21 protein-coding genes are annotated in these 24,461 nt (G+C 72.5%); 5 read left to right on the top strand and 16 right to left on the bottom strand.

Translation table 11 applies throughout. The features are described from left to right. Positions 1-4 precede the first annotated feature (4 nt). Positions 5-169, bottom strand: coding sequence for a 50S ribosomal protein L33 (gene rpmG, locus KUM40_RS12715; RefSeq protein WP_217165935.1), 165 nt, complete (start codon positions 167-169; stop codon positions 5-7). Positions 170-240: 71 nt separating this feature from the next. On the opposite strand from rpmG, the gene rpmB reads away from it, so the two are divergent. From rpmB to KUM40_RS12700, 3 genes are read left to right on the top strand one after another with little or no spacing between them, the layout of a single operon-like run. Beyond that, positions 241-477: a 50S ribosomal protein L28 gene (gene rpmB, locus KUM40_RS12710; RefSeq protein ID WP_217165934.1), complete on the top strand. Its 237-nt coding sequence runs from the start codon at positions 241-243 to the stop codon at positions 475-477. After that, positions 477-782 (top strand): 30S ribosomal protein S14, encoded by a 306-nt coding sequence (gene rpsN, locus KUM40_RS12705; RefSeq protein WP_217165933.1) that lies wholly within the window; start codon positions 477-479, stop codon positions 780-782. The genes rpmB and rpsN overlap by 1 nt, the downstream gene beginning before the upstream one ends. Before the next feature lie 53 nt (positions 783-835). Beyond that, a complete protein-coding gene (locus KUM40_RS12700) occupies positions 836-1,432 on the top strand; it encodes a hypothetical protein (protein WP_308401129.1) in 597 nt (198 codons plus the stop codon). Between the two features lie 149 nt (positions 1,433-1,581). On the opposite strand, the gene KUM40_RS12695 is transcribed toward KUM40_RS12700, so the two are convergent. Next, a complete protein-coding gene (locus KUM40_RS12695; RefSeq protein WP_308401128.1) occupies positions 1,582-2,745 on the bottom strand; it encodes a DUF2786 domain-containing protein in 1,164 nt (387 codons plus the stop codon). Between the two features lie 99 nt (positions 2,746-2,844). Here KUM40_RS12695 and KUM40_RS12690 point away from each other — a divergent pair, with 99 nt between their 5' ends. After that, complete coding sequence (locus KUM40_RS12690) at positions 2,845-3,642, top strand: Clp protease N-terminal domain-containing protein (protein WP_217165931.1); 798 nt, start codon at positions 2,845-2,847, stop codon at positions 3,640-3,642. 51 nt (positions 3,643-3,693) lie between these two features. Next, on the top strand, positions 3,694-5,403 hold the full coding sequence (locus KUM40_RS12685) for a bifunctional 3'-5' exonuclease/DNA polymerase (RefSeq protein WP_217165930.1): 1,710 nt from the start codon (positions 3,694-3,696) through the stop codon (positions 5,401-5,403). Positions 5,404-5,532: 129 nt separating this feature from the next. Here the strand turns inward: KUM40_RS12685 and KUM40_RS12680 are convergent, their stop codons facing one another. From KUM40_RS12680 to KUM40_RS12615, 14 genes are all read right to left on the bottom strand, one after another. Then, complete coding sequence (locus KUM40_RS12680) at positions 5,533-6,177, bottom strand: response regulator transcription factor (protein WP_217165929.1); 645 nt, start codon at positions 6,175-6,177, stop codon at positions 5,533-5,535. Then, positions 6,141-7,460 carry a histidine kinase gene (locus KUM40_RS12675; protein WP_217165928.1) on the bottom strand — a complete coding sequence of 440 codons (1,320 nt, stop codon included), beginning with the start codon at positions 7,458-7,460 and terminating at the stop codon, positions 6,141-6,143. The genes KUM40_RS12680 and KUM40_RS12675 overlap by 37 nt, the downstream gene beginning before the upstream one ends. A 126-nt stretch (positions 7,461-7,586) precedes the next feature. Beyond that, the gene (locus KUM40_RS12670; RefSeq protein ID WP_217165927.1) at positions 7,587-8,066 is read right to left on the bottom strand and encodes a MaoC family dehydratase; all 480 of its coding nucleotides are present in this window, start codon (positions 8,064-8,066) and stop codon (positions 7,587-7,589) included. A gap of 99 nt (positions 8,067-8,165) precedes the next feature. Next, positions 8,166-9,197: a 2,3-diaminopropionate biosynthesis protein SbnB gene (gene sbnB, locus KUM40_RS12665; protein WP_217165926.1), complete on the bottom strand. Its 1,032-nt coding sequence runs from the start codon at positions 9,195-9,197 to the stop codon at positions 8,166-8,168. A 54-nt stretch (positions 9,198-9,251) separates the two neighbouring features. After that, positions 9,252-10,979, bottom strand: a complete 1,728-nt coding sequence (locus KUM40_RS12660) for an NAD(P)/FAD-dependent oxidoreductase (protein ID WP_217165925.1) — start codon at positions 10,977-10,979, stop codon at positions 9,252-9,254. After that, positions 10,979-11,707 carry a 3-oxoacyl-ACP reductase FabG gene (gene fabG / locus KUM40_RS12655; protein WP_217165924.1) on the bottom strand — a complete coding sequence of 243 codons (729 nt, stop codon included), beginning with the start codon at positions 11,705-11,707 and terminating at the stop codon, positions 10,979-10,981. Before fabG ends, KUM40_RS12660 begins: the two co-directional genes overlap by 1 nt. Next, entirely contained in the window at positions 11,704-12,828 is a 1,125-nt protein-coding gene (locus tag KUM40_RS12650; protein ID WP_217165923.1) for a beta-ketoacyl synthase N-terminal-like domain-containing protein, read from the bottom strand. The genes fabG and KUM40_RS12650 overlap by 4 nt, the downstream gene beginning before the upstream one ends. Positions 12,829-12,837: 9 nt before the next feature. Then, complete coding sequence (locus KUM40_RS12645) at positions 12,838-14,067, bottom strand: beta-ketoacyl synthase (protein ID WP_217165922.1); 1,230 nt, start codon at positions 14,065-14,067, stop codon at positions 12,838-12,840. A 9-nt stretch (positions 14,068-14,076) separates the two neighbouring features. Continuing rightward, positions 14,077-14,328, bottom strand: a complete 252-nt coding sequence (locus tag KUM40_RS12640; protein WP_217165921.1) for an acyl carrier protein — start codon at positions 14,326-14,328, stop codon at positions 14,077-14,079. A 99-nt stretch (positions 14,329-14,427) separates the two neighbouring features. Continuing rightward, on the bottom strand, positions 14,428-15,267 hold the full coding sequence (locus KUM40_RS12635; RefSeq protein WP_217165920.1) for an ABC transporter permease: 840 nt from the start codon (positions 15,265-15,267) through the stop codon (positions 14,428-14,430). Further along, positions 15,267-16,232, bottom strand: a complete 966-nt coding sequence (locus KUM40_RS12630; protein WP_217165919.1) for an ATP-binding cassette domain-containing protein — start codon at positions 16,230-16,232, stop codon at positions 15,267-15,269. The genes KUM40_RS12635 and KUM40_RS12630 overlap by 1 nt, the downstream gene beginning before the upstream one ends. Positions 16,233-16,234: 2 nt before the next feature. Further along, positions 16,235-16,441 carry an MbtH family protein gene (locus KUM40_RS12625; RefSeq protein WP_217165918.1) on the bottom strand — a complete coding sequence of 69 codons (207 nt, stop codon included), beginning with the start codon at positions 16,439-16,441 and terminating at the stop codon, positions 16,235-16,237. A 65-nt stretch (positions 16,442-16,506) separates the two neighbouring features. Then, positions 16,507-23,787: a non-ribosomal peptide synthetase gene (locus KUM40_RS12620; RefSeq protein WP_217165917.1), complete on the bottom strand. Its 7,281-nt coding sequence runs from the start codon at positions 23,785-23,787 to the stop codon at positions 16,507-16,509. Further along, positions 23,784-24,461 (bottom strand): phosphopantetheine-binding protein (locus KUM40_RS12615; RefSeq protein WP_254395019.1); only part of this gene is annotated, 678 nt, incomplete at its 5' end. The genes KUM40_RS12620 and KUM40_RS12615, both read right to left, overlap by 4 nt.

Genomic DNA, 24,461 nt, shown 5'->3' with positions numbered 1-24,461 from the left:
CGTCTCAGCGCTCCTCTCGGAAGTCGACGTGCCGGCCGGCCTTCGGGTCGTACTTGCGCAGGGTCAGCCGGTCCGGGTCGTTGCGGCGGTTCTTGCGGGTGACGTAGGTGAAGCCGGTCCCTGCGGTGGACCGGAGTCTGATGACCGGGCGGAGTTCGTTGCGTGCCATGCTGCTATCTTACTGAAAATGAATGCCATTACCAACTGGCCCGTCCGGCCTGAAGGAGAGGTACGTCACCCGTGTCCGCCCACTGCATGCTGACCGGCGCCCAGCCGGGCTTCGGCAACCGCATCTCCCACTCCCACCGGCGCACCTCCCGCCGCTTCGACCCCAACATCCAGACCAAGCGCTACTGGCTGCCGAGCGAGAGTCGGCACGTCCGGCTGCGGCTGTCCACGAAGGCGATCAGGACGGTCGACGCGATCGGCGTCGAGGCCGCAGTGGCGCGTATGCGTGCCCGTGGAGTGAGGATCTGATGGCGAAGAAGAGCAAGATCGCGAAGAACGAGCAGCGGCGGACGATCGTCGCGCGGTACGCGGCGCGCCGGGCCGAACTCAAGGAGATCGTCCGCCGGCCCTCCTCCACGGAGGCCGAACGGCTCGCCGCCCAACGGGAACTGCGCAGGCAGCCGCGCGACGCGAGCCCCGTGCGGGTACGCAACCGCGATCAGGTCGACGGGCGCCCGCGCGGCTACTTCCGCGTCTTCGGGCTGTCCCGGGTGAATCTGCGTGAGCAGGCACACGCCGGGCATCTGCCGGGGGTCCGAAAGTCGTCCTGGTAGCTTGCGGCTGTTCGGGGCCGAACCGGCCGTCCGGCTACAGCTTGGAGCTTCCGGTGACGTGGGTGACTGCGGAGAGTACGGCGAGCACGGCGAACGCGACGAGTACGGCGGGCTCGAACGGGCAGGTACCGCGACGGGCGCGGCGGTCCGTACGGGCCGCCGCCGTGACCCTCGGGCTGATGGGCGCGCTGGCCCTGACCGCGTGTACCGACGACGGCGGTGACTCCGACGACGGCGACGGCGGCTCGGGCGGGGGCTCGGCGGGCGGCGACAAGTCCTCGGCGGCGCCGAGCGCGTCCGCGAGCACGGATCCCGGCGGATCGCCGTCCGCCGCGAGCGAACTCGAGGGAAGCTGGCTGGCCACCACGGACGGCCATGCCGTCGCGCTGATGGTCACCGGGGACAAGGCCGCCCTCTTCGCCACCGGCGGGACCGTGTGCAGCGGCACCGCCGGCGAGGACTCCGGCACCCGGACGATCCGCCTGAAGTGCACCGACGGCAGCGACGACCGGGCCGTGGGCACCGTCGAGTCGGTCGACGGGACATCGCTCAAGGTGACGTGGCAGGGCGGTCTGGGCGCGGAGACGTACACCAGGTCCGAGGGCGGCTCGCTGCCGCCCGGCCTGCCGACGGCCGGCATCGGTTCCTGAACGGCGTCCGCCGCCCCGGCCGCCCTGGCCACCCCGACGCCCCGACAGGTCTACGTCAGCGGCCGACGGGCAGCCGGTCCCGGTTCCTGAACGGCGTCCGCCGCCCTGGCCACCCCGGCCGTCGGGCCGCCCCGGCCTCACCGACGGGTCTACGTCAGCGGCCGACGGCGGCCGACCCGGGCTCGGTCGGCCGCGCGGGTGCCCTCCGTCCACCCGGCCTCGTCACCGGCGCCGCGCAGCCGGGTCGTGGTCGTCTGCGGGAACATGCGCTCCACACGGTCGGTGACCGCGACCTCGCGGGAGGCGAGGACCGGCAGGAGATCCACGTCCGTCGCCGTGCCGGTCCCGGCGGTGGCCTGCTCGGCGGCGGCCCGCAGCCGGGTGCCCGCGCGGTGGGCGTAGGCGGCGAGGAAGGACTGGCGGAAGGTCTTGGTGCGCCCCCGTCCACCGGCCCGCTGAGTGGCCTCCGCCTTCGTCATCGCGGCCTCGGCCTGCACCAGCAGCGAGGTGTAGAGGAGTTCGACCGCCTCCAGGTCGGTCTCGAAGCCGACGACGGTGGAGAAGCCGAGGGGCTCGTTCCACACGGCCCGGCAGTGGTTGGCGTCGGCCACCGCGTCCAGCAGCACCGCCTTGGCCTGCTCGTAGGGCGGTTCCACCCCGATCCGGCAGGCGCCCGGCGCATCGGGGGAGGGCGCGTGCGCGGCCAGCAGTGCCTCGTCGACGCTGTGCCGGGCCATCAGCTCCTGCGCCTTGGCGCTCAGCGCCTCCGCCTCCTCGGGATACCCGGTCGCCTCCGCCTTGGCGAGCAGCGCGCGAATGCGGGCGAGGGCGCGGGACTCCGGCCGGTTCGCCCGGCCCCGCTGCGGCGTCGTCGCCGCCGCGTCGAAGGGCTCCAGGGGCTCCAGCGTGGGCAGCCGCAGCAGCAAGCGGTACAGCTCGACCACGGCGGTGGCGTGCGAGAAGCGGTCGGTGCGGGGCGGCGCCGTCCCGTCCGCGTCCCGTACGTCGTCGAGCTGCGCGGCCCAGCGAGGCCCGCGTGCACGGTCGTGCGGCGCCTGGGCGCGGATCAGCGCGGCCACCAGCCCGACGTGCACGGCGTCCAGTTCGCGCCGCACGATCCGTACGAGGTCGGCGGGCTGCCAGCCGCGCCGCCACGCCGTGGCCACGAACTCCTCGCCACGCCTGGCCAGTTCCGCGTCCGCCGCCGGGTCGGCCGCGAGCAGCGAGGCGGCGGTGTCGAGGGCGTCGTCGGCGGTGTCGTACAGAGCGGCCTCGAAGGCGCGTTCGACGGTCGGGGTCGGGGGCGTACTCACCCGGCGATGGTGCCACGACTTCCACCGGCCGGTAGTGGAGTGCCATGGAGTGTCAACCATCGGTTGACACTCCAGTAGAGCGCAACCTACGGTTGACACATGACGACGAACCCGAGCATCACGTCATCCGTACGACTCGACGACCTCATCACCGCGATCAAGAAGGTGCATCCGGAGCCCCTGGAACAGCTCCAGGACGCCGTCATCGCCGGGGAGCACCTCGGTGAGGTGGCCGACCACCTCATCGGCCACTTCGTGGACCAGGCCCGGCGTTCGGGCGCGTCCTGGACGGACATCGGCAAGAGCATGGGTGTCACCCGGCAGGCGGCGCAGAAGCGCTTCGTGCCCAAGGAGTCGGCCGACCTGGACGCGAGCCAGGGATTCAGCCGCTACACACCCCGCGCGCGCAACGCCGTGATGGCCGCCCACAACGCGGCCAAGACCGCCGGCAACGCGGAGGGCCTGCCCGAGCACCTCGTCCTCGGCCTGGTCACCGAACGCGAGAGCCTCTCCGCGAAGGCGATCGGCGCGCAGGGCGTGACCCTCGACGCGATCCGCGAGGCGGCGACCGGGGCCCTCCCGCCGGCCGCCGCGGAGGTCCCGGAGCTGGTGCCCTACGGCCCCGCGGCCAAGAAGGTCCTCGAACTCACCTTCCGCGAGGCCCTGCGCCTCGGCCACAACTACATCGGCACCGAGCACATCCTGCTCGCCCTGCTGGAGCACGAGCACGGCGACGGCGTACTCAGCGGCCTCGGCCTCGGCAAGGAGGCCGCCGAGCGGTACATCACCGAGGCGTTGGCGGAGTTCATCAAGGTCACGGAGAAGGCTGGGGAGGCTGAGGAGGCTGAGGAGGCTGAGGAGTCCGGGGAGTCCGGGCCCCTGCACGAAGAGGGCTGAGGGCCGGTCGCCGCGAGAGTCGTTGTCAGACCCTGGTGCGACACTCGCGACATGGCCGAAAGATGGGCGCTCGCGGTGGCCGAGGACGGTGGCGTGGACGTCGCCCCCCTCGGCCCCGACGGGCTGCCCGCCGGTCCGGTGCGGCGGGAGCCCGGCCTCGCCGAGGCCGTGCGGAGCCGGCCGGACGTCGCGCGCTGGGTGTGGCGGTCCACCGCCGAGACCGGCCCGCGCCTGCTCGCCGCGGGGGTGCGAGTGGAGCGGTGCTACGACGTGGAGGCCGCCGAGACCCTCCTGCTCGGCCACGAGGGGCGGTACGGGGAGCCGCACTCGGCCGCCGCCGCCCTGGCCCGGCTGCGCGGCGGGCCCGTACCGCCCGATCCGCCGCAGCGCTCCGCCGAGCCCGGCGCGCAGTCCTCGCTCTTCGAGCCCCAGGCCGTCCATCTCGTCCATCTCCCGCTGTCCGACCTGCTCGCCGTCTACGCGGAGCAGCAGCGCCGCCACGAACGGGCCGCGTATCCCGACCGGATGCGGCTGCTGACCGCGGCCGAGTCGGCGGGGATGCTCGTGGCCGCCGAGATGAACCACGCGGGGCTCCCCTGGCGGGCCGACGTGCACCGCGAGGTCCTGCACGACCTGCTGGGCGAGCGGTATGCGGGCGGGGGCGAGCCGCGCCGCCTGACCGAGCTGGCGGAGGAGGTGTCGGCGGCGTTCGGCCGCCGGGTGCGGCCCGACCTGCCCGCGGACGTGGTCAAGGCGTTCGGGCAGGCGGGCGTCAAGGTCGGCTCCACCCGCCGGTGGGAGCTGGAGTCGCTGGACCACCCGGCCGTGAAACCGCTGATCGAGTACAAGAAGCTGTACCGGATCTGGGTCGCCCACGGCTGGTCCTGGCTCCAGGACTGGGTGCGGGACGGACGGTTCCGGCCCGAGTTCCTGGCCGGCGGCACCGTCACCGGACGCTGGGTGACCAACGGCGGGGGCGGGCTGCAGATCCCCAAGGTGATCCGGCGGGCCGTGGTCGCCGACCCGGGCTGGCGGCTGGTCGTCGCCGACGCCGACCAGATGGAGCCGCGCGTGCTGGCAGCGATCTCCCGCGACCCCGGTCTGATGGAGGTGGCCGGCCGGGAGAGCGACCTCTACCAGTCGGTCTCCGACCGCGCCTTCTCCGGCGACCGCGCCCAGGCCAAGCTCGCCGTGCTCGGCGCGGTGTACGGCCAGACCTCCGGCGACGGCCTGAAGAACCTCGCCGCGCTCAGACGCCGCTTCCCCGGCGCGGTGGCGTACGTCGACGACGCGGCCCGCGCGGGCGAGGAGGGCCGGCTGGTGCGGACCTGGCTGGGCCGCACCTGCCCGCCCGCGGCCGGCGCGGCCGACGGCGCCGAGGAGGCGGGCCTGCCGCAGGACGACCCCTCCGGCCTCTCCGACTCCGTGGACCACCCGCAGGAGTGGGTGCCGGGCTACGCGTCCACCAACGCCCGCGCCCGGGGCCGCTTCGCCCGCAACTTCGTCGTCCAGGGCAGCGCCGCCGACTGGGCCCTGCTGCTGCTCGCCGGGCTGCGGCAGACCTGCGCGGACATGACGGCCGAGCTGGTCTTCTTCCAGCACGACGAGGTGATCGTGCACTGTCCCGAAGAGGAGGCCGCCACCGTCGTCGCGGCGATCCGGGACGCGGCCGAGCTGGCGGGACGGCTGACGTTCGGACCGACGCCGGTGCGGTTCCCGTTCACGACGGCGGTGGTGGAGTGCTATGCGGACGCGAAGTGACCAGGCCGGACGACACCCGGCCCGGTCTTCTTCCGAGCCGCCCTCGTCACTCACTCACACATGCCCCCCACTTGCCCACATGACCTCCGGAAGCGTTACCGCCTCCGGCGCCGCGGGCAGACCAGCGCCTCACTGGTCCAGATAGGTCAGCACCGCCAGCACCCGGCGGTTGTCCCTGTCCGTCGGCAGCAGACCGAGCTTGGTGAAGATGTTGCTGATGTGCTTGGCGACAGCCTTCTCCGAGATGAACAGGCCTTGTGCGATCCCCGCGTTGGAGTTGCCCCGCGCCAACCACTCCAGGACCTCGCGCTCGCGTTCGGAGAGGCTGCCGACGGCCTCGTCGCGCTCCTTGCGGACCAGGAGCTTGGAGATCACCTCGGGGTCCATCGCGGTGCCGCCCGCGGCCACACGGTGGATGGAGTCCAGGAACTGGGCCCCGTTGGTCACACGGTCCTTCAGCATGTAGCCGACGCCCCGGCCCCCGCTGGAGAGCAACTCCCTCGCATAGAGCGGCTCCACATACTGCGAGAGCAGCAGGACCGGCAGGTCCGGCATCTGCTCACGGGCCGTCAGCACCGCACGCAGCCCCTCGTCGGTGAACGTCGGCGGCAGCCGGACGTCGACGACAGCGACGTCCGGCCGCTCGCTGATGAGCGCGTCCAGCAGCTCCGTACCGTTGTCGACGGCGGCAACGACCTCGTGGCCGTGGGCGCCGAGCAGTCGGACAAGGCCGTCCCTCAGGAGGAAGTGGTCTTCGGCGAGGGCAATACGCACGGAAGCTCCATCGTCACCATCGTCGGTCCGTTCACGGGGCTGCTCACGGCCAGCACCCCGTCGAAGGTCGCGAGCCGGCGTTCGATGCCCCGCAGACCGGTGCCGCGTGAGACATCGGCGCCGCCGTGACCGTCGTCGGTGACGGTGATGCGCAGCATTCCGCGATCGTAACGGATGTCGATCCACGCCCGGTCGGCACCGGAGTGCTTGGCGACATTGGTGAGGATCTCCGAGATCGCGAAGTACGCGGCGGACTCCACCGGCATCTCGGGCCGGCCCGGCAGGTCGACCTGGACCTCGGTGCGGACCGGGCAGACCATGGCCGCCGCCCGTACGGCGTCGGCGAGTCCACGGTCGGCGAGGACCGGCGGGTGGATGCCGCGGACCAGGTCGCGCAGCTCCTGCAGCGCCTTGGAGGAGGACTCGCGCGCCTCGATGAGGAGGGCCCGGACGGCCTCGGGGTTGGTCTCCACGAGGTGCTCGGCGGCGTCCAGGGTCATGCCCATCGCCACCAGGCGTGCCTGGGCCCCGTCGTGCAGGTCGCGCTCGATACGGCGAATCTCGACCATCTGTGTGTCGACGGCGTCGGAACGGGTGGTGGCCAGGTGCTCGATGCGGCTGGCCATCAGCTCGCTCTCGCTCGGAGCGAGCATCGCGCGGGTGTACAGCGCGTGCCGGCGCACGGCGCGCGGCGCCGACCACAGTGCCAGCGGCAGTTGGAGAACGCCGAGCGCACCGGCGAGTACGGCGGTGGCCTGGCCCTCGATCGGGATGAACTGGTACCACAGGCCGTTCCACTCCGCGGACAGCGGCACCCCGAAGAAGGCGAGGAAGATGCCCCACACCCCACTGAGGATCAGGGCGATCGGGAAGAAGGCAAGGAACGCGCCGGCCAGCGGGTCGGCCAGCACCCAGACGTACTCGCGCCGCGTCTGCGGGTCACTCATGATCCACCGGTAGCGGGCGACCGCCCCGGAGGCGCCCGTGGGTGCGGGCGGCAGCGGCCCGGGCGGGCCCGGGATCTCCACACCCGACCAGCGCAGCGCCAGTTCGCGCTGCCGAGCGGCCAGACTGCGCAGGCCCTCCATGGCGCGCGGCACCATCCCGAGGCCGGGTCCCACCAAACTGATCGCTCCCGAGACCGCCAGGGAACGGCCGAAGGCCGCCGACGCCATCCAGCACAGGGACAGCGACCGCCGCAGCCCCACCAGTCCTGCGGCGACGGAGAATCCCCTGATCTCCTCCGGTGTGCGGTTCCCCCCGAGCTGCAACGTACGGTCCATGCCACTCGCTCCTCTCTGCTGTCTGTTCGGTACGTGGGCCGAAGCGCCCATGCCCTCATTCTCGCGACGGTCGAGGTGGGACGCGGTGGGAAAAACTCCCCTCTTGGGCGGCCGGAAAGGGGTGGTTCATCTACTCGGCGCGGTTTCGGAGCCGATGAACAGCGACAGAGTGTCCGCCACGCAGGCCGACTGCGGCTGTCCCTCTGCCTCCACCTGGACGGTCATGCGTACGGCGGCGAGGTGGCCGGCGGGCGTCTCACGCACGCCGGTCAGCTTGGCACCACCGCGGACGCGGGCGCCCACCAGGACCGGGCGGGGAAAACGCACCTTGTCCAGACCGAAGTTGACGCCCATCTCGATCTTCTCGATGTCGAAGATCGCGCGCATCATCTCGGGGAGCAGCGCCAGGGTCATGTAGCCATGGAGGATGGTTCCGCCGAACGGGCCGCTCGCCGCCCGCTCGGGGTCCACATGGATCCACTGCAAGTCGCCGGTGGCCTGGGCGAACTGATCCACCTTGTCCTGGGTGACCTCAAGCCAATCGCTGTAGCCCAGGTGTTCACCGGTGGCGGCGGAGAAATCGGCCAGACTGGCGAAAGATCTCATGATTCCGATTCTGTTGGGCGGTCCGGGGAAAGGACAAGGCGCGCCTCGGCCGGGGAGCCCGGCCGTCAGCGCGCCGTCAGTCGTTCGTCAGCGACGGTGTCAGCCGTACCTCTTCAGCTCGTGGAAGAAGCCGGGCACGGTGTGCAGTTCACCCGCCCCCTCGACCCGGTCGTACACGTACTTCGCGACGGCCAGGTCGAGCACGCCGAGGCCGAACGGCGAGAAGATCACCGGGCGGTCGGACGGCGGGGTGATGGACCCGGTGAGCACGTCGTACAGCGTGCCGGCGACGAAGTCCCGATGGCCGGCGCGCTGTTCGGCCAGGTGCGGGGAGGTGTTGGCCTTCATGCAGTGCTCGATGTCGTCGACGGCGTTCCACGACTCGAGGACGATCTCGGGCGACAGGTCGCGCAACGAGACGTGCAGCACCAGCGGGTGGTGCGTGAACCACTGCGGGTCCGTGACATGCGGTTCGCCCGCGACGGTGGCGAACACCACCAGGTCGCTGGAGCGGATCAGGTCCTCGGCCTTGTCGTGGACGGTGATCTCGACGCCGTCGCCCGCGCTGCGCCGCAGGTAGCCCGTGAAGCCCTGGGCGTGCTCGGCGGACAGGTCGTGCACGCCGATCGCGTCGAAGGCGAAGCCGGCGGCGGCGAGGTAGGTGTGCAGATGGCGGGCGATCAGGCCGACGCCGATGAAGCCGACCCGGGTGGGGCGCGAGCCGCGAGCCGCGCTGATCCGGTCGGCCGCGAGCGCCGCCGAGGCCGCGGTGCGGGCGGCGCTGATGATGGAGCTCTCCAGACAGGCGAACGGGTAGCCGGTCTCGGCGTCGTTGAGGATCTGCACGGCCGAGGCACGCGGGATGCCCGCCGCCACGTTCTCCGGGAAGCTGGAAATCCACTTGATGCCGTGCACGCCCACCTCGCCCTTGACCGAGGCGGGCAGGGCGATGATCCGGGACGAGGGGCGGTTCGGAAAGCGCAGGAAGTACGAGTCCGGGTTGACCGTCTGTCCCTCGCCGTGCAGCCGGTAGGCGGTCTCCACCGCCGCGACGACCTCGGTCTCGTGCCCGTCGAGCGCCTGGTGCACCTGGGCGCCGGAGACCACGGCGAAAGGGGGGACCTGGTTCATGGGAATGCTGCTCCTGAGAAGAGAGGGAAGGTCGTACGGGGTCGGGAGCCGGGGTCAGCCGATGCGCGCGAGCCCCTTCGCGCCCTGCCGTGCCCGGCCCCGGGACACCAGCAGCGGGTCCCAGTCCGGGCCCCGTCCGGGCAGCCGGGACGCATCGCCCAGCACGGTGCCGGCGTAGACCTCGGCCAGCAGGGGACGGCCCAGGATCTGGGACGCCACGGCCATGCCGCCGGTGGCGACGCCGCCGACCCCGCTGCCGTAGCGGACGTTCTGGCCGACGACGTACAGCCCGTCGACGTCGGTGCGCACATCCGGCCGCCGGCCGTCCGAGCCCCAGGTGGCCATGCCGTACGGAGTGCCGCCGCTGGCGCGGATGTAGCGCTCGTTGGTGAGCGGGGTCGCAGTCTCCACATGGGTGATGCGGTCCCGGAACGGGCCGAGCACCTTCTCGGCGGCGTCCAGGATCAGCTCGGTCAGCTCCCGCTTGCGTGCCGCATAAGCCGGTTTGCGGCGATAGGGCTCGCCGTCCACCGGTCCGCCGGGCACGCCCCAGAAGTCGTAGCCGGGCGGGCAGCCGGTCATGAGCTGGAAATTGCTGTGGCCCGGTGGGCACACGGCCGCCGACCCGGCGTCCTTCAGGGAGGCGAAGGAGAAGGCGAGCTGGGGGATCCGGTCGTAGACACCGTCGTGCTCGTAGCGCGCGAGCACGTCCGCTTGGGCGGCCTCCATGGCGTCGCTGTCGTGCCACCAGATGTTGGCGTTGGGCAGTCCGTCCAGCTCGGTGTCCAGGGCGACGTACACGGCGACGACCCCGCTGCGCATGGTCGCCTCCCGGGTGCGGGTGACGAGGTCGGCGGGGAAGGCCGCCTCTCCCCCGCACAGGTCCAGGACGGTGTGCCGGTAGTCGGCGTTGGAGATGACCAGAGGCGCGAACACCTTTTGTCCGTCGGCGAGTTCGACGCCGGTGGCGCGTCCGCCGTCGATCAGGATGCGGCGGACGTCGCAGCGGGTGCGCAGTTCGCCGCCGTAGGACTCCAGGGCCTCGACGAACGCGGCGACGAGCATCTGGCCGCCGCCCTCGGGGTAGTAGGCACCCCGCAGGTAGTGGTCCATGATGTTGACGTGCTCGGCGAAGCCGATCCCGTCGGGCATGGCGCCGTAGTTGCCGGCCTGGGCGGCCAGCAGGGTGCGGCCCTTCTCGGACAGTTCGCAGTGGTCGAGGGCCCGGCCGAGGGTGCGGCGGGTCCAGCGCATGGTCTGCGGGGACCGGCGGAACAGGTCGACCATCGACTCGCCCATAAGCCCGGCGCGGCTGGCGCCGGCCACCGCCGTGGCCAGGTCGATGAACCGGTCGATCCGGTCGGCCTCGGCGGGCAGGGCCCGCTTGAGGCGGTCACGGTACGGCTGCCAGCCGGCGGGGACGTCCACGGTGGCCGTGGGCGTCATGATGCGGTCGAAGCCGCCCTCGTTGTCCATGGGCCTGAAGCACACCCGGTCGCGTACGCCGAGCCCGGACAGGACCGCGGGGAGCAGCCCGTCCTCGCCGCAGTCACCGAGGTAGTGGGTGCCGACGTCGAACTCGTACTTGCGACGGCGACGGAAGACGTGCGCGTTGCCGCCGGCCACGTCGTGCTGCTCCAGGACGAGGACCCGGCGGCCGTCGGCGGCCAGGTATCCGGCGCCGACCAGCCCGCCGACCCCGCTGCCGACGACGATCGCGTCGAAGTGCCGGCCGTCGAGGTCCTGGGCGCCGCGCTGCTGTGATCGCGTTCTGCCGCTCATCAGAAGGTGCCGCCGCCGTGGATCTCGAAGACCGAGCCGGTGATGTACTCGGCTCGTTCGGAGACCAGGAAGGAGACCAGGTCGGCCACCTCCCCGGGGCGGCCGAGGCGGCCCAGCGCCACGTTCCCGAGCTGCTTGTGGAGCGCCCCCTCGGGCATGTCGCCGACCATGTCCGTCTCGATGAGGCCCGGCGCGACGACGTTGGCTCGGATGCCGCGCGGCCCGCACTCCTTGGCGAGGGACTTGGTGAAGCCGATGATCCCGGCCTTGGAGGCGGCGTAGTTGGCCTGCCCCGTGTTGCCGTAGACCCCGGCGACCGAGGACAGGTTGACGATGGTGCCCGACCTGCGCTTGCTCATGGAGAACGCGGCGGCCCGGCATACGTGGTAGACGCCGTCGAGGTTGGTGCGCAGCACTTGGTTCCAGTCGTCCTCGGGCATCAGCACCAGCGGCCGGTCCCGGGTGATGCCGGCCGAGGTGACGGCCGCGTCGACCGGACCGAGTTCGCGCTCGGCGCGGGCGTACCAGTCGCCTACGGCGGCCGGGTCGGCCACGTCGCAGCGGGTGGCGGTGACGCGAGTGCCGGACTCGGCGGCCTCCTTGACGAGCCGATCCGCGGCGTCCTCGTTGGAGCGGTAGCAGAAGGCGACGTCGTATCCGTCCTGGGCCAGGCGCAGCACGATGGCTCGGCCGATGCCCCGGGATCCCCCGCTGACCAGCGCGATCACTGTTCCTCCCCCATCAGTCGCAGGACCGCCGCGGCCACGCCGCCGTCCCGGTCGACCGCGCAGACGAGGGCGACGCGGCCCCGGGAGTCCGGGTTGGCCTCGGCCACGGCGAGGACCGCTCCGATCTGGAAGGACGCGGAGGCGGCGCTGGTGTCGCCGAGCAGTTCCATGGACGGCACCCGGGAGAGCGCGGCGGCAGGGACCAGGGCGGCGAGGGCCTCGTGCTCGGCTCGTCCGGCGGCGGTGGGCGCCGCGCAGGGCACGGCCGCCCACACCTGTGCGGCGTCGACGCCGGCCCGCTGAAGGGCACGCCGGGCGCAGGCGGTGACGGCCGCGTGCGGGTCGTCGTCGATGTCGACGCGGGTCTCGACGCTCAGCACCGCGGCCAGCGGCGGGCGCTGGGCACGGCCCGCGTGTTCCACGAGGAAGAGTCCGCAGCCCTCGCCGAGCAGCTCCGCGGAGTCGCCGGACGCGGCGGCGGTGTGTTCGAACCAGGCATGCGCGGCGGAGAACTCCTCGGCGGAGCCCACCAGGTACTTCGTCGCCCGGCCCTGACCCATCAGACGGCGCGCGTAGTTCAGCGCGAGCAGCCCGCTGATCCGGCCGCCCGCGACCGTGGTGTTGGGGCCCTTGAGGTCGTGCCGGATGGCGGTGGCGCCGGCGGCGTGGTTGAGGCTGCCGAAGGGGATACGGCCCGCGTCGACGTAGAAGGGGCGCTGATTGGTGTAGGACTGGCGCAGGAAGTCGGTGACGTTCTCCAGGCTGCCCATGGTGATGCCGAGGACGACACCGGTCAGGTCGTCGGTCTCCACGGCACGGTTGCCGTCGGCGTCCAGCAGCAGCCCGTCGGAGGCGACCAGGGTCAGCGCGGTGAGCCGGTCCATCTTGGCTGTGCCGCGCGGGCCGAGCGCCTCCTGGATGTCGAACCCGGGCACCGTGCACACGTCGGACAACGGCAGCGACCCCAGGCTCGCATCCGCCTTCACCGCCGTCTTCGCGCCGCCGCGTACCCCGGCGGCGAACCGGTCACGGCCGATGCCGTACGGCGAGACCGCCGACCAGCCGGTGATGACGGGTGTGTCGGGCGGCAGCGAGGCCGCTCTGGCTGTTGCGGTGCTCATGGTCGTCACTCACTCCCCGTACGTGCCGAGTATCAGGACGGCGTTGTTGCCGGCGAAGGCGCTGGAGTTGTTCTGCACGATCCGGACCTCCGCCTCGACGGCCTCGTTCGGCACGACGTCGAGCGGGCAGTCCGGGTCGGTCTCGCGGTGGTTGATGGTGGGTGGGATGAACCCGTGCTCGATGGCGAGCCCGCAGGCGATCGCGCCGAGGGCGCTGGCCGCGCCCATCGAGTGGCCGAGCATCGACTTCACGGCGACGGTGCGGGGCGGGGCATCGCCGTACACGTCGACGATGGCGGCCGACTCGGTCTTGTCGTTGGCTCTGGTGCCGGTGCCGTGCGCGGAGATGAAGTCGACCTCCTCCTCCTTGACGCCGGCGTCGTCCAGGGCCAGCCGGATGCCGCGGGCGATGCCCTCCCGGTTGGGTGCGGTCGGGTGCGCGGCGTCGCAGCTCAGGCCGTAGCCGAGGACCTCGGCGTAGATGCGGGCGCCGCGGGCCAGGGCCGACTCCAGGCTCTCCAGGACGAGGATGCCGGCGCCCTCCCCGGTGAGGATGCCCTGCCGGTCCTTGTCGAAGGGCCGCACCACGTCCGGGGTGAGCGCGCCGAACCGCTTGAACAGGGCGAACGCCTTGCGGCACACGGCGTCGGCGCCGCCGCACAGCGCGAGGTCGACCTCGCCGGAGCGGATGGCGTCGAGGCCGTAGCCGATGGAGTAGTTGCCGGCCGCGCAGGCCGTGGTGACGGTGGTGGCCTCCACGTTCGGCATCCGCAGTTCGCGGGCGATGACGGTGGACAGTCGGCCCGCGTTGATACGGCGGGACAGCACCGGGTCCATCGCCTCCGGGTCCCCGGCGGCCAGTTCCTGCTCCAGCAGCAGGGCGATGTCGTGCGACTCCCCGTCGGTGGTGCCGACGGTGACGACGGCCTGCCGGTCGTCGAGGTGGGTCTCGGTGAGCCCGGCGTCCGCCACGGCCATCCGCGCCGCGGCGACCGCGTACTGACCGGCGCGGCCCATCTCGTCCAGGGGGACGTTGCGGATCCAGCGCTCCGGTTCGAAATCGGGGACCTCACAGGCGGTGTTCTGCCCGAAGCCCTCGGTGTCGAACCGGGTGATGGGCCGTGCGCCGGAGCGGCCGGCCCGCAGCCCCGCCGTGTACGCGTCGACACCTGTGCCGATACTGGAGATCACCCCGAAACCGGTGAGGACGACCCGGCGGCGTGCGGTTGCGGTGGACATGTGGGCTCCTCACCAGCCGGCGGCCGCGGCGGCCACCTGGCAGGTGGCCTCCACGTTGGTCATCTTGGGCAGTTCGTTCATGTCGATGACGATGGAGTACTCCATCTCCAGAGCGCTGAGGACATCGATCAGCTTCAGCGAGTCGGCGCCGAGTTCGTCGATGAACAGGGCCGTGTCGGTGAGGCGCCCGGGGTCGACGTCGATGTTCTCGGCGATGATTTCCCGGATACGGGTGAGGCGCTCGGGAGCGACCGTGGTCATGTGTTTTCCTCCGTTTGCGTTTCCGCTCTCGCACGAAATTAGTCAGTGCCGGTGACTGTCCGCTGACGTCCAACTGATGGACCGCTGACGGTGTTGCCGTCAGCGGCCGACGGCCCGCCGGAAGCCCCGTACGCTGCCCAGAACCGCCACGACCAGCATCACGGACAGCGTGATGGCGGTGACGAGGCCGGGATGCTGGGCCGGGAATCCGCTGCCCGCGGCGCCCGCCGGATCATTGCCCCACAGCCGGCGGCAGGTGGTGATGACGGATGTCACCGGATTCCATTCGGCGACCGGGCGCAGCCAGTCGGGCAGCCCGCTCACCGAGACGTACGCGTTGGAAAGGAAACTGAACACGACGAGTACGAGCGCGCCGGTGCCGTCGATGGCCTCGACGTTCTTCTGGCTGGTGCCGAGCAGGATTCCGACCCAGAGCATCACGTACACGAAGGCGAGCAGGACGCCGAATCCGGCGGCGGTGCGCCAGACGCCCTCGTGCGGACGCCAGCCGACGCCGAGGCCGGCCAGGGACACCACGGTCAGGCTGACCGCGCCGACGAACAGGTCGGACAGGGTGCGTCCGACGAGCACCGAGGCCGGTGAGATGGGCAGCGAGCGGAACCGGTCCACCAGGCCGTGCCGCAGGTCGAGGGCGACGCCGATCGCCGTGGGGCCGACGCTGGCCAGGCCGACCTGGATGGCGATGCCGGCCATGATGAAGTCCTCGTAGGCGACATTGCCGGGCACCTGCATGGAGTTGCGGAAGAGGTAGCCGACGGCGATCAGCATCACCAGCGGGTTCATGGTGACGAGGATCAGCCGGCCGGGCGAGCGGCGCAGATGTGTCAGGTGCCGGCCGGCCAGGGCGAGGGTGTCACCGAGGTGCCCGGCCAGCGCGCCGCCCGACTGGGCGGGGCGCGTCGTCGTTGCCGTGGCCATTACTGGTTCTCCTCTTTCCGGCCCGTGCCCGTGAGGTCGAAGAAGACGTCGTCGAGGGTGGGCCTGCGCAGTTCGAAGTCGGCGGTGGGCACGCCCTTCTCACGCAGGGCGAGGGCGGCACGGGCCACCTCGTCCAGGCCGTCGGGGCCGAGCTGGACCGACACCCGGCGGGCGGCCTCGTCGACGGCAGGGGGCCGGCCGCCGAGCCCGGACAGGGCGGCCACCGCGTCGCCCAGGTTCTCCGGGCGGGCCACGGTGACCTCCAGGAACTCGCTGCCGACCTGGCGCTTGAGGGACTGGGGAGTGCCCTCGGCGATGACGCGGCCGGCGTCGATCACGGCGATGCGGTCGGCAAGTTCGTCGGCCTCCTCCAGGTACTGGGTGGTGAGCAGGATGGTCACCCCGTCGGCGACCAGGTCGCGCACCACGTCCCACAGAACGACCCGGCTGGTGGGGTCGAGTCCGGTGGTGGGCTCGTCGAGGAACAGCACCTCCGGCTCCCCGATGACACAGGTGGCCAGGTCGAGCCGGCGGCGCATACCACCGGAGTAGGTGCCGACGGGCCGGTCCGCGGCCTCGGTGAGCTCGAAGCGCTCGAGCAGCTCGGTGGCGCGCCGGGCGGCGCCCCGCCGCCCGAACCGCAAGAGCCTGGCGAGCAGCGCGATGTTCTCGCGCCCGGTGAGCAGCTCGTCGACGGCCGCGTACTGCCCGGCCAGTCCGATGCGCCGGCGCACCTCGCGGCTCTCCCCCACCACGTCGTGACCGGCGACGGTGGCCCGCCCCGCGGACGGCTTGACGAGGGTGGCCAGGATCCGGACGGTGGTCGTCTTGCCCGCGCCGTTGGGCCCGAGCACACCGAGGACGGTGCCGGCCGGCACCGACAGGTCGATGCCGTGCAGTGCCGTGTGCGAGCGGTAGGACTTGCCCAGCCCCTCGGCGAGGATGGCGATGTCGGACGAAGACACGCTCAGCCCGCCTGCCGCTGCAGGCTCAACGGACGCATGTCGGTCCAGTTGCTCTCCACGTACGCGACGGCGGTGGCCTTCTCGCTCGCGTCGAGCACCACCCGCCAGCCCTCGGGCACGGCGGCGAAGGACGGCCACAGGGAGTGCTGGCCCTCGTCGTTGACGAGGACGAGGAAGGTGCCGTCTTCGTTGTCGAAGGGGTTGGCCATGTCGGTTCTCCAGATCTCTGGTGACGGTCGGAAGTCGGGAACTCGGAGGTCCCGGGTACGGCGGCTCACTCGGCGGCCGCCGCCAGTGCGGCGAGGTGGCGCTCGACGGTGCGGCCGATGACCGCCGCCGGGGCCGGTCCGAGCATCTGCTGGTGGCCGCAGTCGACGTCGTAGGTGTCGGGGGCCGCCGTCAGATGCGGCTCCCAGCTCTTGGTCCGCAGCGCGCGCTCGTCCTGTGGGAGGCCGTCGCCGGTCGCCAGGAACAACGTCATGGCACAGCCGTCGAACCGTCCGGGTGTGAACCGCTTGAACAGTTCGAGGTTGTTGCGCATGACGCCCAGCAACCGCTCCAGGGTGGCCTCGCCCAGGTCGGCGAGCGGGCCGCCGAGGCGGGCGAGGTGCGCGGCGACACCGGACGGGGTGAGCCGGTCCAGACCGTCCGTCCCGACGCCGGCCTCGGTCAGGAAGTCGGCGAGGAACTCCTCGTCGGTGGGCGCCGCGCCCACCGCGTCGTCGGGGAAGGCGTCCAGGTTGGCCAGATAGGCCACCTCCTCGCCGGCCGCGTGCAGCCGGACCGCCATCTCGTGGGCGACGACGCCCCCGTAGGACCAGCCGAGCAGGTGGTACGGCCCGCCGGGCCGGACGGCCCGGATCCGGGCCACGTACTCGTCGGCGACCTCGGCGAGATCCCCCGGCAGCGTCTCGGCGGCTGCGAGGCCACGGGCCTGGAGGGCGTACACGGGCTGTTCGGCGTCGAGGTGCTCGGCGAGCACCGCGAAGGGGATGCCGAAGCCGAGCCCGCCGTGCACACAGAACAGCGGCGGACGGGTGCCGGTGGCGCGGATCGGCAGCATCGGGCCGAGTGGGTCGACGCCGTCGCCCGGCCCGGCCGCGCTCGCCGCGAGCGCCTCCAGCGTGCGGTGCTCGAAGACCGCGGCGAGACTGATCCGCACTCCGGCCCGGGCTGCGGCGTTGACCAGCCGAATAGCCTTGAGGCTGTCCCCGCCGAGGGCGAAGAACCCGTCGTCCGGGCCGACCGGTCCGGTGCCGAGGACGTCCGCGACGGCCGCGCACAGCGCGCGTTCCGCGTCGGTGCGCGGCGGGCGTACGGTGCGGTCGGCCGAGGCGGCGTCGGTCGGGCCGGGCGGCAGGGAGCGCACGTCCAGCTTGCCGTTCGGGGTCAGGGGCAGCTCGGGCAGGGGCACGTACGCACCGGGCACCATGTAGCCGGGCAGGCTACGCGCCATGTGGCCGTGCAGCTCTGCCGGTTCGGGTTCCGAATGGTCCGGTGCGGTGACGAAGTAGGCGACGAGATGACGCTGTCCGCCGTGTCCGGCGGGGGCGAGGACGGCGGCGCGGGCGACGGCGGGGTGGGCCGTCAAGAGGCGGTCGACCTCGCCGAGTTCGATACGGTACCCGCGGACCTTCACCTGCTGGTCGGCGCGGGCCACGTAGTCGACCCGGCCCCGTGCGTCCCAGCGGACCAGGTCACCCGTGCGGTACATGCGCTCGCCGGGCTCTCCGTACGGGCAGGCCACGAACCGCTCCGCGCTGGCGCCCGGGCGCCCCAGATACCCGCGTGCCAGTCCGGGGCCCGCCAGGTACAGCTCGCCGACGACTCCGCGCGGCACCGGCCGCAGCGCCTCGTCCAGGACGTAGGCGCAGGTGTCGCCGACGGGCAGCCCGATGGGGACGGTGGCCGGGGCGTCCGGCGCCTCGGCGCAGTCCTGGAGGGTGGCGAAGGTGGTGGTCTCCGTCGGGCCGTACACGTTGAACACCCGGGTGTCCGGCAGAGCGGCGCGCAGCCGTGCGAGGTGATCCGGTGAGTGTGCCTCGCCCCCGGTGAGCAGCACCCGCAACGGGGCCAGAGCACGCGGCCGGGTGTCGGCGATCGCGTTGACGAACTGGGTCGTGAGGAAGGCGACGGTGACCCCCGCGCGAGCGCAGAACTCCTCCAGCGCCCGCGGATCGGCGGGCCCCGGCGGGCAGATCGCGAGCCGGGCGCCCCGGCTGAGCGGCCCCCAGATCTCGAAGGTGGAGGCGTCGAAGGCCACCGGCGCGAAGTACAGGAAGGTGTCGTCCCGGGTGAACTCCAGCTCGGGCAGACCCTGGACGAGACGTACGGCGGCGCGGTGCGAGACGGCGACGCCCTTGGGACGGCCGGTGGAGCCGGAGGTGTAGATGACGTAGAGCAGGTCGTCGGGGTCCGGCGGGGTGACAAAGGGCGCGGTGGCGGGGAGGCGGACCAGGATGTCCCGGACACAGGGGTCGTCGAGGACCACGGCTTCGGCTTCCGGAACCTCCTCGAACCGTTGCGCCAGGGATTCCTGGGTCAGCAGCAGGCGGGCTCCGCTGTCGGCGAGCATGCCGCGCATCCGCTGCGCCGGGTAGGCGGCGTCGAGCGGCAGATAGGCAGCGCCCGTCTTGGCGATCGCCAGCATCGCAGTCACCGCGGCCGGGCCGCGATCCAGGCACAGGGCCACCAGGTCGCCGCGGCCGACACCGCGACCGGTGAGGAGGTGCGCGAGCCGATTGGCTGCGGCGTCCAGGTCGGCGTACGTGGTGGAAACGAGTCGCCCGTCCCGGTCGGCGTGGACGAGGGCCACCTCGTCCGGGCCGGCGGCGGCCCGGCGGGCCACGAGTTCGGTGACGGTGGACCGGTCGGTGCCGGTGCGGCGGGTGCCCCGGTCCAGCAGCTCCGCGCGCTCCGCCGGGTCGAGGACGTCCAGGCGGGACAGCGGCAGGCCGGGCTCGGCGAGGGCGGCGCCCAGCAGTCGCAGGCAGGCCTCGGCGATACGGCGGGCGGTGGCGGGCTCGAAGAGGTCGGTGCGGTACTCCAGTGCGAGCGAGAGGCCGTCGCTGCCCTCCTCGGTGAACTGGAAGAACAGGTCCCACTTGGCCGTGGCCCCGGCAACCTCCTCCGGCCGGAGCGACAGGCCGCCGCTCGTGGCGCCGCGTGGTACGTCCGCCTCCTGCTGGTGGCCGAGCATCACCTGGAAGAGGGGGTGCCGGGACATCGACCGCTCGGGGTTGAGCACCTCGACGAGCTTCTCGAAGGGCACGTCCTGGTGACGGTAGGCGGCCAGGTCGAACACCCGGACGCGTTCCACTAGTTGACGGAAGTCCGGATCGCCGGCGGTATCGGTACGCAGTACCAAGGTGTTGACGAACATGCCGACCAGGTCGTGGAGGTGTTCGTCGGCACGGCCGGCCACGGGGGCGCCGAGCGGGACGTCGGTGCCCGCCCCGAGTCGGGTGAGCAGGGCTGCGAGCGCGGCCTGGAGCACCATGAACACGCTGACGCCCGACTCGGCCGCGTGCCGTCGCAGCTCGTGGACCAGTGCTTGCGGCGCGTTGGCCCGTACGAGGCCGCCGTTGTGGCCGGAGCGGGTGCCGCGTGGGAAGTCCAAGGGCAGCCGGAGTTCCTCGGGCAGGCCGTCCAGGGTCTTCGTCCAGTGCGCGAGCTGGCGGGCGAGTTCGCTGCCGGGGTCGCTCTCGTCGCCCAGCAGCTCCCGTTGCCACAGGGTGTAGTCGGCGTACTGCACGGGAAGCGAGGGCAGTCGGGGTGCCCGGCCGGTGCGGTGTGCCTCGTAGGAGACGGTCAGATCACGGGTCAGCGGGGCGAGGGACCAGCGGTCGCCGGCGATGTGGTGCAGGACCAGCAGCAGGACGTGTTCGTCGGGGCCGAGCTCGTACAGCCGTGCCCGTACCGGAATCTCGGTCTCGAGGTCGAAGCCGCGGCCCGCTTCGGCGGCCAGCGCACCGGCCAGGCCCGACTCCGCGACGACACTCACCGGCAGGGGCACCGGGGCGTCGTCCGGCGCGAGCACCCGCTGCTCGGCCGGACCGACGGCACCGGGGGGACCGGCGCCGGGGCTGGGGGAAGCCCCGGCGCCGGTGGCTCGTGAAGCGGACCGGGTGGCAGCGGCCATGTCCTGCGCCCGTGCCGGAAATACTGTCCGCAGCGCCTCGTGGCGCGCCACGACATCCCCCAGGGCCGCCTCCAGGGCAGGCACGTCGAGGGCGCCCGAGAGGCGTACCGCCAGCGGGATGTTGTAGAGGCCGTCGGGGACGCCGAGGTGTTCGATGAACCACAGGCGCTGCTGGGCGTACGACAGCGGCACGAGGTCGGGGCGCTGTCGTACGGTGAGCGCCGCCCTGCCGGTTTCGGCGGCCGGCAGGCGGGCGGCGAGCGCGGCCGCCGACGGGGCCTCGAACAGATCGCGCACCCCCAGTTCGGCACCGAGTTCGGCGCGGACCCGGTTGACGATGCGGGTCGCCAGCAGCGAGTGCCCGCCCAGGGCGAAGAAGTCGTCGTCGACGCCGACGCGTTCGAGCCCGAGCGCATCGGCGAAGACCGCGCACAGGGCCTTTTCCTCGGCGGTGCGCGGACCGCGGTCCGAGGTGGCGTATTCGGGGGCCGGCAGGGCGCGTCGGTCGAGCTTTCCGTTTGCGGTGAGCGGGAGCGCGGCCAGCCGTACGACGGCTGCGGGGACCATGTAGTCGGGCAGCCGGGCGCCGGCGAACCCCCTGAGCTCGGCCGCCGTTTCGAGGCCGTCGCCCGCCTCGTCGAGGTCGCGGATCACGACGTACGCCACCAGCCGCTGGTCCCCCGGCCGGTCCTCCCGTGCGACGACCGCCGCCTCGGCGACGCGTGGGTGCCGGCCGAGGACGGTCGCGATCTCGCCCAGTTCCACGCGAAAGCCCCGGAGCTGGACCTGCTGATCGGCGCGTCCCAGGTAGTCGAGAGTGCCGTCGGCCCGCCACCGGCCCAGGTCTCCGGTGCGGTACATGCGCGCGCCTGCCGGCCCGAAGGGGCAGGCGACGAAGCGGTCGGCGGTCAGGTCGGGACGCCCCAGGTAGCCGCGCGCCAGTCCGGGCCCGGCGACGTACAACTCACCGGGCACGCCGTCCGGAACGGGGCGCAGCGCACCGTCGAGGACGTACACGCGGAGATCGGGGATGCCGCGCCCGATCGCACCGCCACCGCCGGCAACCGCCATGGCCGCGTCCAGCTCCTGGTGGGTGACGTGGACCGTCGTCTCGGTGATGCCGTACATGTTGACCAGGCGCGGGGCGTCGTCGGCGTGCCGCTCGTACCAGTCGGCGAGACGGCCCACGTCGAGCGCCTCGCCGCCGAACACGACGTGACGCAGACTCAGTTCGCTGCGCGCTCTGGCGTCCGCGCGCATCAGTTGGTAGAAGGCGGACGGCGTCTGGTTGAGGACGGTCACGCGTTCGCGGGCGAGCAGCTCCCGGAAGTCGTCGGGGGAACGGGAGACGTCGTGGGGCACGACGACCAGACGGCCGCCGTACAGCAGGGCGCCCCACAGCTCCCACACGGTGAAGTCGAAGGCGATGGAGTGGAACAGCGTCCACACGTCGTCCGTCCCGAAGCCGAACCACGCGTCGGTGGTGTCGAGAAGGCGCACGACGTTCTGGTGCGGCACCACCACGCCCTTGGGCCGGCCGGTGGAGCCGGAGGTGTAGATGACGTACGCCGCGTGGTCCGGGGTCACGGCCGCCCGGGGGTCGGTGGTCGGGCAGGCGGCGAGCGCGGCCCGGGTCTCCTCGGCGTCGAGGTCGACACGGGCCACGTCGGGCAGCCTGGGCAGACCCGCGTCCGCGCCGGTCAGCAGGAGTACGGGGCGGGCGTCGCGCAGCGTGTGGGCGATGCGGTCGGCGGGATGGCCGGGTTCGAGGGGCAGATAGGCGGCGCCCGCCTTGAGGGTGGCGAGGACCGCGACGATCAGCTCCGCGCCGCGCGGCAGCGCGACGGCCACGAACGCCCCGGGTCCGGCGCCCCGTGCGGCCAGGAGGTGCGCCAGTCGGTTGGCGCGTTCGTCCAGCTCCCGGTAGGTGAGACTGTCGGTGCCGGCGGTCACGGCGACGGCGTCGGGGGTGCGCGCGGCCTGGGCGGCGAAGACTTCCGGGACGGTCGTGCGGCGGGAAGGGACCGGTTCGGCCTCCGGGGAGCCGCTCCACTCCGCGAGGATCCGCCGCTCCTCGTCGGGCCCGAGGCCGCCGAGGCGGGCGAGGAGGACGTCCGGGTCGTCGGCGACCTCACGCAGGACGCGCGCCAGTCGCCCGAGAACACGCTCGGCACCCGCGACGCCTTCCACCGCTGTTGTCCTGTAGGACAGTTGCAGCTCCAGCCGATCCCCCGGCAACACCGTGAGATGGAGCGGGTAGTGCGTGGCCGAGTACACGCGTGCCGTGCTCACCGCGCCACCGGTCTCCCGCCGCAGGCCCTCCTCGTCCAGCGGGTAGCTCTGGAAGGCGAGCACGGTGTCGAAGAGTTCGCCCTGGACGCCGCAGGCGGCCTGTACCTCGGCGAGCGGCAGATGTTCGTGCGGCATCATCGCGAGCTGTTGCCGGGCCAGCTCCTCGATCAGGTCGCTCGCCCGCCGGCCGGGGCGCACGTCGGCCCGCACCGGCAGGGTGTTGGCGAACAGCCCGATCATCGACTCGATCCCGGGCACCTCGGCGGGCCGGCCGGAGGTGACGGCACCGAAGACGACGTCCTCGCGTCCGGTGAGCCGGCCCAGCAGCACCGCCCAGCACGCCTGCACCACGGAGTTGAGGGTCAGCCCTCGGCCGCGCGCCCACGCCGTGAGAGCGGCCGTCTGCCGCTCCGGCAGGAAATCCCGGACGGACTCCGGAAGTTCGCCGTCCGCGGCAGCGTCCGACGCCACCCGCACGGGCCCGGCAAGGCCGTCCAGGAGACCCGCCCAGGCCGCGCGGGCGGCATCCTGGTCACGGGTGTTCAGCCAGGTCAGGAAGGACCGGTAGGCAGCGGGCGCGGGCAGTTCGGCAGCGCCCCGCTCGTCCGCGAGGAGCGTCAGATCGCGCACGGCGAGCGGCAGGGACCAGCCGTCGACCAGGATGTGGTGCACGGACCACACCAGCCGGCAGCGGCGCTCGCCGAGCCGCAGCAGCGTGAACCGCATCAGCGGCGGGCGTGCCGGATCGATCCGCCGCAACCGGTCCTCCCGCGCGATCCGCCGCGCCTCGGACTCCCGCCGCGCCTCGGGCAGCCGCGTGAGGTCGTGGACCGTCCAGAGCGGCCGCACTTCGTCCTCGTGCAGGACGACCTGCACGGGCTCGCCGCTCTTGCGGCTGCGGAAGCAGGCCCGCAGGTTGGGGTGGCGGCGCAGCAGCGCGGCGGAGGCCGTGCGCAGTCGCCGTTCCACGTCGGCGCCGTCACCGTCGATGTCCGCGACGAACTGCAGCGTGTACAGGTCGGGGGCGGTCCGGTCGTACGAGGACAGGAAGAGCAGACCCTGCTGGAGCGGGGAGAGCGGCAGTACTTCGCTGATCCTGGACCTGGTTCTCGGTTCGGTCACGACAGATCCTCACTCAACTCGTTCTCAAGATCGGCGAGTTCCTCGTCCGACAGGGAGACCAGCCCGTCCTCGGGCTCCGTGGCGGCGGGCTCGGCCCCGACCTCGCCCGCGGCCCGGGCGAGGGCGGCGGCCGTACGGTGCGTGAAGACGTCCCGCGTGGTCAGGGCGAGGCCGGCCGCACGGGCGCGGCTGACGACCTGGATGGAGCGGATGCTGTCGCCGCCGAGCGCGAAGAAGTCCTCCTCGATGCCGACGGCCGGCATGCCGAGCACCTCGGCGAGGACCCCGCAGACGATCTCCTCCCGCTCGTCCCGCGGGCCACGCGCGCTCCGTGTCTCCTGCGTGCGCTCCGGCCGGGGCAGGGCCTTGCGGTCGAGCTTGCCGTTCGCGGTGAGCGGCAGGGCGTCCAGGACCAGCCATGTCACCGGGATCATGTAGGCGGGCAGCAACTGGGCCAGCTCGTCACGCACGTGCCCGGCGTCCACGCGAGGACCGGTCAGGTAGCCGACCAGGCGCGGACTGCCGGAGGCGTCGGGCAGCACGGCGACCGCGGCGTCGACCACGCTCTCCAGGGAGCGGACGGCAGCCTCGATCTCGCCGAGTTCGACGCGTCGTCCGCGGATCTTGACCTGATGGTCGCGCCGCTCGAGGAACTCCAACTGCCCGTCGGGACG

The sequence above is a fragment of the Streptomyces sp. AC512_CC834 genome (assembly GCF_019049325.1).
GTDB lineage: Bacteria > Actinomycetota > Actinomycetes > Streptomycetales > Streptomycetaceae > Streptomyces.
The sequence above is the reverse complement of the archived record's forward strand: the minus strand, read 5'-3'. Positions and strand labels throughout refer to the sequence as shown.